This is a genomic window from Endozoicomonas sp. (assembly GCF_051008435.1).
GTDB lineage: Bacteria > Pseudomonadota > Gammaproteobacteria > Pseudomonadales > Endozoicomonadaceae > Endozoicomonas_A.
This window is the reverse complement of record NZ_JBPCXO010000494.1, coordinates 1-7,818: the sequence shown is the minus strand read 5'-3', so window position 1 is coordinate 7,818 and position 7,818 is coordinate 1. Positions and strand designations below refer to the sequence as shown.

Sequence of the window (7,818 nt, the reverse complement as noted above, 5' to 3'; positions counted from 1 at the left end):
TTCGATGAATTCGATTAAATAGGTCAACTATTCTCACGAATCCATCGAAGCTGTCTAGAACGCTCAAGACTGTCGACTCGTTCTACTGAAATTTATGCTCGAAAGCATAAGTCCGACAGGCTCCTAGGTACCGATCGAGCGTAAATGGCTCGGCCTGACATTTAGGAACCTGCCCTATATCAGGTATTTACAGCTTTAAATCTATTAGACAGCTGGACCAACAATAACTCCTCGGATTGTTTCGATGATAAAACTATACGGCTTTGGTCAGTCACGTTCTTTTCGTGCACTTTGGGCTCTTGAAGAGGTCGGAGTAGACTATGAATACACTAACGTAAGAGTGGGTAGTACAGAAGAAGGGGGTTCACAGCACTCTTCTTACCTGAAAATTAACGCTCAGGGCAAAGTGCCGACGATGGTGGATGGCGATCTGGTTCTGACGGAAAGTGCTGCCATACTCAACTATATTGGCTCGCTGGCTCCGGAGAAAGCACTGCTCCCGAGTTTGACTCCTGCTGAAAGAGCTCAGTACGATGACTTCTGTTTTTTTGTACTGTCAGACTTGGAACAACCTCTCTGGTCAAAGGGCAAACATTCTTTCGTACTCCCAGAAGAACATCGAATAGAATCCATGCTTAAAACAGCCCAATTCGAATTCTCTCGCTCAATCATAGCATTGGATCACTACATGGAAGGCAAAGACTATGTCTTCGGTCAGCAGTTTACTTGTGCGGACATACTGCTGGCACAAACTCTGAACTGGGCCAATCGTTTCGAGTTTGATGTGCCTGAGCACTATCTTGATTACAGAGACAGACTGTATCAACGCCCTGCATGTCAGAGAGCAATCTCAGCGACAAAGTCCAAGTAAACAGTCTTTTTGATGCTGGATGTCCTTATGAAATTAAGGACATCCTTTGTTTATAGAACAACGACTACACAGATCACGATTACGCATAGCGTGTTCGCAAGGCTACTCCTGCATCCTGCCGTATCTGGTTTTCACTGATCGCTGCACCATTCCAGGGACCCAGCCCAACGCACATATATTCATAAAGTACTGTTGAGAAATGGGCAGAGTCTTCACTGTGACTGATCTGGGCACCACGCATGTTGTAATAGTGATGAATCAGTTCATGAGACAGCCCCACATAAGCAGGCCTTATTCCTACGGCGTTAAAATTCTTTCTTGGATCATAATACACACGGCTGTTAGTGCCAGGTCCATTCACCACAGGCATACCGCCATGGGTTGCCAGAAAAACCATAATGGCGTTTTTCATGTCATTTTTATCGCCATTAGCCAACCCGTGATAAAGAGGTCTTTGATAAGTCAACCAGCGTTCAATATCAAGATCCAGTACCCCCATATTATTAGGAGCATTGGCCACCAGACCTCTTAAACGAAACCTTGGGACGGCTCGAAGCTGATCCTTTAACCAGCCATAATCGTTCTGGTGTCCCATGGAAGTGATTTTGATCTTGAGCGCATTGACCAGAGTATTGGTATCTCCCGATCCCACTGCAACCGCAGAACGAACTCTGGCATTATCCCCCCCAAGACAGGCACATTCATTACTGCCCCAGCCAGCATGCCATTGCCGAGGAGCAACAATACCCAGTCGTTTACCATTGCCTACTCCCTGCAAAATGGCAGTAATCAGGTTTTGACCCGTAGGAAGAGCGTTGATACTGGCCAGATCCTGAGCCACTCTGGATTGAAAATCAGCAATCTGGTTATTTCCCATTGGCGACTCAGCAATACCGATGCCATTGGAATTACCTAAGGGGAGAAAGCCTTCTGCATCAGCAGCGTGCAGTGTGGGATTCCAGTATTTTGCCGGCATTATGACATCCTTTTTGTAGTACCAACTCTGGCTACATCCCTGCTGCCAGATTTTTGTGAGCGATGTAATTCAACCAATCAATACGGTAGGCGCCCCAGCAACAATTTTACCTCCATGGGCAGTACCGTCACCCAGCCTTGCAGCCGGTTTACCACAGATCATTACCGTGCCGCTGCCAGCGGCTATATTATCCGGAGGCCCAACACAGACACACATACTTCCGACGGTTGCGGCAGGCATATTAGCGATCAGTACCGTTGGGCCACCTGGGGTTACAATAGGACCACCGACATGAGGAACAGGACCTGGCTCTACTTTTGGACAGACATGCATGTCGGTCACTCTGGCTGCGGGCATTCCCATAATGGATTCCTTTTTTCTCGATTATATTCCGTAACCATTGACTCAGCTTACCGTTGCCTGCTCACCCTCTTCGCTTAGCAGGTACTCAAGCGGATTCTCAAGGACTTTCCCCCGACCACCGGCAGCCAGGTCAAGACCCTGACCAATGAAGCGAACATAGCGATCGTTAATGTCATCTTCAGAAGTATCTGCAGCAGATAGACAAATGGCACCCGTAACAGCGTGAGCAAATAAATAGGGAGGAGGAGGTACTGGAAAACTGTCACTCTCATTGACAGATCCGGTACTCCAATAGGCTGCCATTGCCGCCCAGCTATCCGGTGTTTTATGCTTTGCCTTCTCAGCCATTTTATAGGCCTGCAAACGATAATCTTCACCTGGCTGTTTAACCCAGGCTTCAGTAATCGATAGCGTTTGCTGTCTGAGACTTTCTGTTTCTGGCGTGTGAGTATATCGAGTGGCCAGACAGGCCCACCAAACCGCCTCTCTCTTTGGCAGCCCGTGGGCTATAAATCGAACACAATCAAGATACAGACTATCTTCAAGCAGCCTCTGAATGAAGCCAGCGGGTTGAATCTCAGGAGACAATAAAGACTCAATCTCTTCATCCAGTTCATAACGTCCGGTGACTTCTGCTGCTGTTTCTGCGCTGATCTTAACCAGGTGTTTCATACAACCCGTGTCCTCCATAAGAAGCCCTCCATGAGAAGCCCGCGAGATAAAATGATGTGTGTTTCAAGCTCAGGGCAGCCTGAAATAGCGTCATACTCTCTCCAGGCGCTCAGTTAATTTTGACCAGAGAGCCTTTGATATTCAACAGTGCACTTGCCTTGATATCCATCATGGCACCCGCTTCCACCTTGGTATTAGCCGAAGACTTAGAATTGATCATGGTGCCTTTGAGAGTAATGCCATTAGGATCAATCGTGATCGAAGACGCGCCAACCTTGAGTGTTATTTTACTCTTCGATTCTATTGTAATATCGCTTTTTGCCGTGGTTTTCTGGGTACCACCAATATCCTTGGTTTCGTTCCCTTTCTGGACCGTGACACTGCGATTTTCGGTCACTGTAACATCCTGATGCCGCTCGATGGTTTCAACATTGTCGTTGTGCACGACAACATTCCAATCCTTGCCGGCTTCAAAGTAAATTTCTTCACTGCCTTTTTTGTCATCGAGGCGCAATTCATTGAATTTACTGCCTTCATGCTGGCTTTTGAAACCGCTCTGTGTTTTGGAATAACCTGGACCAATATTGTCACTGTTATAAAGAGCACCGGTCACAATTGGACGATCGGGATTACCACTGAGATATTCCACAACCACTTCCTGCCCTACCCTGGGCACAAAGCTGGCACCCCAGTTATTGCCTGCATAAGGTTGCACCACTCTCAACCAGCCACTGTTTTCATTACTTTTCCAGGGAAACTGAACCTTGATCTGGGTATATTTGTCGGTACTCCCCTGTTCACCCGCTGCTTTTACATCCAGCACTTTAGCAACATCAGGGCTGCTGACTACCCTGCGAAAAGTATCGGAATCCGGTGGTGTATAGATGGCGCTTGGTACACAGGCAAAACGGTTGGAGTAACCCGAGTCACTCCCGTTACCATCCACCACAGTATGGGTAATCGCAGTGACCAGATACTGGCCAGATTCAGATTCAATCCTGTGGTCAATGTCAAAAGTGCCCCCGGCAAAAAGCTCAGGACAGCCACTGTCACCTGTGGCGGTATCGGCCGCACTCTCCTTAGCCAGGAGGGTATTTTTTACCTTCTGCTTGAAGTTCGACTCCGTCAGTTTATCGGTGTGATCTTCCTGCTTTTCATAATGGTAACGCCCATAATACTCTTTTATGGGTTGTTCACCTTTCAAGGCATTGTTCGTGGTTTTTTCAGCAGTGGTTTTCTTGAACCATTCCGCAGCTGAGTAAGGGAGGTAATCCCTGAACGCTACCTGGGTCGTGTGGTAGCCATAATTTCTTGTCCAGGCGTTAATACTGTTTTCAAGAGGGTTACTCCCCCCTTCAGAATAGGTAATGGCCTTGGCCAAAGCGGTGGGATAGGAACCGGCCTTGTCGACCAGGCAGAAAGTGTGCTGCCCATCCGAGTGCTCAAAAAAGTAACTCACCCCCTCTTCTGCCAGCAGACGACTGACAAACTCAAAGTCACTCTCTTCATACTGAACACAGTAACGCCGTTTCAGATAGGTGCCCGTGGTATTGTTTTTCATTTTTACAGAGCTGTAATCTTTCAGAACATCCGTGATAATGTCGGAAAAACTCATATTCTCGTAGATACGGTTCTGGCCGCCCAGAGTGGTGAACCAGAGCGCGGGGGCCAGTCTGGCTTCATAATTTCGCTTATTACCATCTACAAGATCATGAGCCGTGAACCCTGTTATATGTCCATGAAAAAACCGAGGAGTATCAGATGAACCGTTATGCAATGATAAAGTGACAGGCTGCCCCAAAATCTTCTCTGAAGTAATTTCAAGATTCTCGGACAGCATATTAATAGTGAAATCAAACAACCCCGACAGGAGTTCCACTCCCTTCAGCTTTTGTACAATAAATGCATCATTTCCTAAAGAAGTATCAATGGTGATAAGACGATTATTCTGGGACAGTGAAGACATTAATTAACACATCCATGATTACTTTTGCTTTTGTTTTTCTTGTCCAGCCTGATTCAGCCTATGCACCAGATCATACCCTTTCTCAATGAGAAAACAAAACGAATAGACCTTTATGCCAGGTATAAATCCTGTGTCTGGATTGATGAGGTAAAAGGCGCTAATATCGCTCCACAAATAAAATGACAGCTGTTTATAATAAAATCTGTCTTAGCCAGAGAATACCAAGGAGTAGGCGTGACTGGACGGAACCCGTGGTCTGAACACATCAATGCAGTCCTGTTCAATCGGCAGGGCGATGTCTTTACAGCTACCACAAAATCCTTTAATCACCGGCACGAGCAACTGAGTTTTCCGTCTGAAGATGAAGCGTGGGACTTTCTGCTGCAACTTGGGCACAGCGAATACTCTGATCTTGAAAGGAGTCTTAAAGATCACACTATTCTGCAATCCAACTCTTTCCGTAGTCCCAGACATCTGATTACAGCGGCGCTGGTCAGAGGTGAACTTAATGTCTTTGTCACTCACCGCAACCCGACCCAAAATCTGAAGAAAATTGAAGCACTCTACAGCCAGATCAAGCAAAACCTAAACCAGATCATCGCCAGCGAAAAAGCAGAAGCGCAGGCCATCCACCAACGCTACCAGACGATGAACGCGTTAGAGAAAAAAACGGCCCACGCGGGTCAGTTTGGCCAAGGCCTGAAGGACGCTGGCACCTCTTTTCTGACCTGGACAAAAGACGTGATTGAGGTCATCTCCCCACTCTTTCGCTCCATCCGACAGGTAAAGGCCTACCTTGATACCCCTTATGAGGGTTCAGTCTTTGAATGGCTTAAAAAGGTCGAACAGACCTATCGAGAAAGTGAATACAAAGAGCTGGTAGAAGCTCTGGGCTTTGACCCTCAAAAGGTAAAAGCCGAAGATTTCAAACAAGCCTGGGAAATCACCCAGATCATCTGGGACGACGAACAATGCCAGTCACTGCTCGTCCGCTTCGCCAAAGATTACTACCGCGCTCAACACCCATTGGAAGCCAGCGAGTTTGCAGGAGGCGCCGCCTTCGAGATTCTGCTGACCATTGTATTGATGTTCGCAACAGCCGGTGCCGGAGTGGCGGTACACATGGCCAGCAAGGGACGCCTGATCCGGCAAATGAAACTGCTGGGAGAACGATTAAAAGAGTTGGCTGTTCTTAAGAGAGAAGTGGATCGATACACGCCGAAAACTTCGATGCACAGTCGTTCATCGGGTAATATGGTTGAGGATCTTCCGGTTGAGGATCGGCGTGTCGTTAGGTCTTCACCTCCACCTAGGGTAGATAACACACTTCAAGAAAACAAATCATCTGCACTATTAACACATAGCGATAGCTCTAAACGAAACAGCAGCAACAGAAATCTTGATGGGATATTAGTAAAAGGAAAAATTCCAACCGCAAGACAAGGTTTTAATGCATGGTTTGACAATCTCTCTCCTGACGAGCTAAGCACTCTATGGGAAGACAATAACTACCGACCAACTATTGAGCGAAGAATTCGAAAATCTTCAGATGGTGGTGGAAACCACGAGTGGTTCAAAGTTAGCAAAACTCCAAAACTAAAAGAGTTGGGAGTTTCTATGAACGAAATACACTCGATGGTAACCCCAACTGAGCGCCTAAGATGGAAAGTACCCTTGGATGCGGATCATCCTCTAGCAGGCCAGCCAGGGGGGCACCGAATTGTTGATCCTGTTACAGGAGAAGTAACTGCACCTGGTTCAGGGTTGTATCATTCGGAACTCGATGATGTAATCGAGAACGCAAACACTATTGATGAACTTTATGATGGCGTTCATCAGTTAAGGGAAAGATGGCGGATTCCGGAAGATCTCTTACCACCTCGAAAATAAAACCTGGAGATATCATTGAAAACACTAGTACATGATTGGGTCGACTTTTGCACAGACACAAAGAGTTTTGACAAATCCTACTTTTCAGGCCTTTTTTTACTAGACCTCAGTGATGACGAGCTTCGTGCAATATTTCAATATTTCAATTCTGCTGAATCTCTGATCACACGCCTAAAAAATGTCAAAGCCTCTGGAAACCAAACAGGCCGACCATTTCTACAACCTGACAAGACCATTCCCAAAGAGCAATTAATTGAGTTCGTTAGATTAGACCTGCAAGAGAAAGCCTCTCTATGCCAAGAACTTGATGACGAAGAGCTCGCACAACTTATTAGACAAGCAAGGGTGGAATTTACCGAAGATAGTAAAGCAGTGATAGATAATTCAGGTCAAGACAATCCAAGTGAGTGGGTCTTTGAACTCATTGGTGATTACATAGATGAGGCCCGTGGCACCGACCTTAAGATACAAGCACTAGAAGAGGCCTGTTACGGCCTAGCAACTAACTACTATTTGGCATGGTACATAATGGCACCCCTCTTCCAAACAAGTATTGATTTTGAAAACTACTTCAACGTATGGCGCCACAAAGGGATATTTGTTATTCAAGAAGGAAGGGTTCTCGTCTCTTCGAACTGAACCCCAAATGAGAATTCGGGGTCAGTTTGCATTATGGTAGCAAACTATACAACAGTGACTTGAGCTTATGACTGACCCATTTCAGTCTTTCCTCTCTGACCTGGCTTAAGGATGTTGCCGAAGTCACATCCCCTCACCTTCGTTTTTGGCGGCGCATGAAAGCCTTTCACGAGACGTCTTACGAAGGCTCGGTTCATGAATGGCTGGCAGAGGCCAACCAGACCTATCATGAAGGCGAATACCGGGAACTGATCGAAGCCTTGGGGTTTGATCCTCAAAAGGTAGATACTGAACAATTCAAGCAAGCTTGGGCAGTCACCCAGATCATCTGGGACGATGAACAATGCCAGACACTACTGACCCGCTTCGCCAAAGATTACTACCGCGCCCAACACCCATTGGAAGCTAGCGAGTTTGCAGGAGGCGCTGCCTTTGAGATTC

At 46.7% G+C, this 7,818-nt stretch carries 7 protein-coding genes and 1 pseudogene; 4 read left to right on the top strand and 4 right to left on the bottom strand.

Annotated elements, in window-relative coordinates; all coding sequences use genetic code 11:
• The first annotated feature begins 244 nt into the window (after positions 1-244).
• Positions 245-871, top strand: coding sequence for a glutathione S-transferase family protein (locus ACR2PX_RS24665; RefSeq protein ID WP_434002007.1), 627 nt, complete (start codon positions 245-247; stop codon positions 869-871).
• Between the two features lie 79 nt (positions 872-950).
• On the opposite strand, the gene ACR2PX_RS24660 is transcribed toward ACR2PX_RS24665, so the two are convergent.
• The 4 genes from ACR2PX_RS24660 to ACR2PX_RS24645 all read right to left on the bottom strand — a co-directional run bounded on the left by ACR2PX_RS24660 (position 951) and on the right by ACR2PX_RS24645 (position 4,848).
• Entirely contained in the window at positions 951-1,847 is an 897-nt protein-coding gene (locus tag ACR2PX_RS24660) for a M91 family zinc metallopeptidase (RefSeq protein WP_434002006.1), read from the bottom strand.
• Positions 1,848-1,916: 69 nt separating this feature from the next.
• Positions 1,917-2,210: a PAAR domain-containing protein gene (locus ACR2PX_RS24655; RefSeq protein ID WP_434002005.1), complete on the bottom strand. Its 294-nt coding sequence runs from the start codon at positions 2,208-2,210 to the stop codon at positions 1,917-1,919.
• A gap of 42 nt (positions 2,211-2,252) precedes the next feature.
• Entirely contained in the window at positions 2,253-2,882 is a 630-nt protein-coding gene (locus tag ACR2PX_RS24650; RefSeq protein ID WP_434002004.1) for a DUF6931 family protein, read from the bottom strand.
• Positions 2,883-2,991: 109 nt separating this feature from the next.
• Positions 2,992-4,848 (bottom strand): type VI secretion system Vgr family protein, encoded by a 1,857-nt coding sequence (locus ACR2PX_RS24645; protein WP_434002003.1) that lies wholly within the window; start codon positions 4,846-4,848, stop codon positions 2,992-2,994.
• 234 nt (positions 4,849-5,082) lie between these two features.
• Between ACR2PX_RS24645 and ACR2PX_RS24640 the strand changes: the two genes are divergently transcribed.
• From ACR2PX_RS24640 to ACR2PX_RS24630, 3 genes and pseudogenes are all read left to right on the top strand, one after another.
• Positions 5,083-6,738 carry a hypothetical protein gene (locus tag ACR2PX_RS24640; protein ID WP_434002002.1) on the top strand — a complete coding sequence of 552 codons (1,656 nt, stop codon included), beginning with the start codon at positions 5,083-5,085 and terminating at the stop codon, positions 6,736-6,738.
• Between the two features lie 15 nt (positions 6,739-6,753).
• Positions 6,754-7,377 carry a hypothetical protein gene (locus ACR2PX_RS24635; RefSeq protein WP_434002001.1) on the top strand — a complete coding sequence of 208 codons (624 nt, stop codon included), beginning with the start codon at positions 6,754-6,756 and terminating at the stop codon, positions 7,375-7,377.
• Between the two features lie 155 nt (positions 7,378-7,532).
• Positions 7,533-7,818, top strand: a pseudogene (locus ACR2PX_RS24630) (hypothetical protein); the annotation flags it as partial.

Excerpts from the sequence above, each read along its gene's own strand:
- ACR2PX_RS24645 (WP_434002003.1), bottom strand. The coding sequence starts at position 4,848 with ATGTCTTCACTGTCCCAGAATAATCGTCTTATCACCATTGATACTTCT.
- ACR2PX_RS24660 (WP_434002006.1), bottom strand. The coding sequence starts at position 1,847 with ATGCCGGCAAAATACTGGAATCCCACACTGCACGCTGCTGATGCAGAA.
- ACR2PX_RS24655 (WP_434002005.1), bottom strand. The coding sequence starts at position 2,210 with ATGGGAATGCCCGCAGCCAGAGTGACCGACATGCATGTCTGTCCAAAA.
- ACR2PX_RS24665 (WP_434002007.1), top strand. The coding sequence starts at position 245 with ATGATAAAACTATACGGCTTTGGTCAGTCACGTTCTTTTCGTGCACTT.
- ACR2PX_RS24650 (WP_434002004.1), bottom strand. The coding sequence starts at position 2,882 with ATGAAACACCTGGTTAAGATCAGCGCAGAAACAGCAGCAGAAGTCACC.